The sequence below is a fragment of the Neisseria sp. P0021.S005 genome (assembly GCF_051956955.1).
Map to the genome: position 1 here is coordinate 1 of NZ_JBQCWY010000505.1, position 2,233 is coordinate 2,233.

A 2,233-nucleotide genomic window follows, 5' to 3' on the forward strand; every position below is an offset into this window, starting at 1 on the left:
ATTTGGTTTTGAACCGCGTACAGGAAGCGGTTGTGGTGATTGATGCGACCCAACGCGTGTGGCTGTTTAACAAACAGGCAAAAATCTATTTCCCCAGCCTGATTATCGATCAGCAGGAAATCGTGTTTGGCGAGCTAGTCGCACGCTGGCAACGTCAACCCGACAAACCTTTTGAAACCGATATCCATATTTTCCAACACGCCATGCACGTCCGTGCCGTTCCGCTGATTCAGGAGCAGACCGAGCTGCTGATGTTGTACGTCCGTTCATTGCGTGAAGTGGCTGCGGAGGCCATGTCCACCAAGCTGACTTCGCTTGGACAGTTGACTGCCAACCTTGCCCACGAAATCCGCAACCCGATGTCCGCCATCCGTCATGCCAGCGATTTGTTGCAAGAGGGTGATGAGGCAGATCCGCTCAAGGCCAAGCTCTACAACATCATCGACAGCAATATCCAACGCATCGACAAGATGTTGGAAGATGTATCCCTGCTTAACAAACGAGACAACATCAGCCGCCAGCCGATTAATCTGATGAAATTCTGGTTGGAGTTCAAGCAGGAATTTACCTTGAACAATCCCGATGCCATCGGCTGTCTGCGCATGAATATGGACGGCAACAACCTGACCGTATTGGTTGACTCCATGCATTTGCAGCAAGTGATGTGGAACTTGTGCAACAATGCGTGGCGACACAGCCGTCAGGACGACAACGCCATTACCGTCCTTATCCGCTCTAGCGGCAGGATGCATATTTCCATCATAGTGGCGGACAACGGCAAAGGCGTGCCGCCGGATGTGCGAAACCATCTGTTCGAGCCGTTTTACACCACCGAAAAACAAGGCACTGGTTTGGGGCTTTACGTCGCACGCGAGTTGGCACACGCCAATATGGGACAGCTGCATTATCACCCTGAAATGAACGGGTTCGAACTGATTTTACCGAAGGAGCAAGCGCAGGATGAATAAATTGCAAGAGCCGGTTTTGGTTGTCGATGACGAGGCAGACATCCGCGATCTGATGGAAATGACCCTGATGAAAATGGGTCTGCGCGTCGATACGGCGGCTGGTGTTGAAGAAGCTAAAGATAAGCTGGACAACAACGATTATTCGCTGGTGTTGACCGATATGCGTATGCCCGACGGCTCCGGTCTTGAGGTGGTCCAATACATTGACGAGTTGATGCTCGACACGCCCGTCGCCGTGATTACGGCTTTCGGCAATGCCGACCAAGCCGTTGAAGCCTTGAAAGCAGGCGCGTTTGACTATCTGCAAAAACCGATTACGCTGTCGCAGTTGCGTTCATTGGTTAAATCGGCCGTATCGGTTTCCGATAATACTGCCGAACCTACGCCGTCTGAAAAAGTCAAATCGCAGCCTGCGCCTATTTCTGCCGCCCTGTATAAACCCGAACCTCAGCCGGTCAAGCCTGTCGTTACGCCTCCTAAGAGCGTACAGAGCGAATTTAACCGGCCTTTGACTGTTCCGGAAGGGCTCAATTCCTTAAAAGAGCGGTTTTCAACCGGCAACATCAATCCTGCTTTGCAAGAAGAGCCTATCCTGAAAGGCGACGACGATATGCCGCGCCTGTTGGGTACTTCGCCGCAAATGGTCGAAGTACGCCACCTGATTCGCAGATTGGCCCGCAGCTTTGTTCCCGTTTATATCTCCGGCGAGTCCGGTACGGGTAAAGAGCAGGCGGCGCGCACGATTCACGAGCTGTCCGACCGCGCCGACAAACCGTTTATTGCCGTCAACTGCGGCGCGATTCCTGAAAACCTGATGGAAAGCGAATTCTTTGGCTACAAAAAAGGCAGCTTTACCGGCGCGGATCAAGACCGTCTCGGCTTTTTCCAACACGCTGACGGCGGCACTTTGTTCCTTGACGAAGTTGCCGATTTGCCGCTTGCCATGCAGGTCAAACTCCTACGCGCCATTCAAGAAAAAGCCGTGCGCCGTATCGGCGATGCGCGGGAAACCTTTGTGGACGTACGCATTATTTGTGCAACCCATAAAAACCTCGAAGCCTTGGTTGAAAGCGGCGCATTCCGCCAGGACTTGTATTACCGCCTCAACGTTGTCACCCTACACATGCCGCCTTTACGTGAAATGCGCGAAGACTTGGGCGCGCTGATTCTGTATCTGCTGTATAAACACCGTCACGGCAATCAAACCTACAAACTCAGCCCGAAAGCCCAAGAAGCCCTGTTGCATTACAGCTATCCCGGCAACT

General features: G+C 52.5%; 2 protein-coding genes. Both read left to right on the forward strand.

Annotation, left to right across the window (positions count from 1 at the left end):
* Nucleotides 1-968, forward strand: a 968-nt coding sequence (locus tag ACTHUE_RS16170) for an ATP-binding protein (RefSeq protein WP_440402951.1), incomplete at its 5' end; no start/stop codon positions are given.
* A partial coding sequence (locus ACTHUE_RS16175; protein WP_440402952.1) for a sigma-54-dependent transcriptional regulator occupies nucleotides 961-2,233 on the forward strand: 1,273 nt, incomplete at its 3' end. The genes ACTHUE_RS16170 and ACTHUE_RS16175, both read left to right, overlap by 8 nt.